The organism is Psychrobacter sp. GW64-MNA-CIBAN-0177 (genome assembly GCF_040309585.1).
Taxonomy (GTDB): Bacteria; Pseudomonadota; Gammaproteobacteria; order Pseudomonadales; family Moraxellaceae; genus Psychrobacter; species Psychrobacter okhotskensis.
The window spans coordinates 1-249 of record NZ_JBEOOY010000479.1 but is presented as its reverse complement, the minus strand read 5'-3'; the positions used below and the strand labels follow the sequence as shown (position 1 = coordinate 249).

Here is a 249-nt window from a genome sequence, read left to right as displayed (position 1 = left end):
CAGGTTTATCAGGCTCTGGTAAATCGTCATTAGCATTTGATACCCTGTATGCCGAAGGACAGCGCCGTTATGTCGAAAGTCTGTCTGCTTATGCGCGTCAATTTTTATCACAGATGGAAAAGCCAGAAGTCGATAGTATCGAGGGTTTATCTCCGGCAATCGCTATTGAGCAAAAATCAACCAACCACAATCCGCGCTCAACAGTTGGGACGATTACTGAGATTTACGATTATTTACGCCTATTATATG

1 protein-coding gene is annotated in these 249 nt (G+C 43.4%); it reads left to right on the top strand.

All coding sequences use genetic code 11. The features are described from left to right. Positions 1–249, top strand: a 249-nt coding sequence (locus AAEY79_RS15900; protein WP_352289630.1) for a hypothetical protein, incomplete at both ends; no start/stop codon positions are given.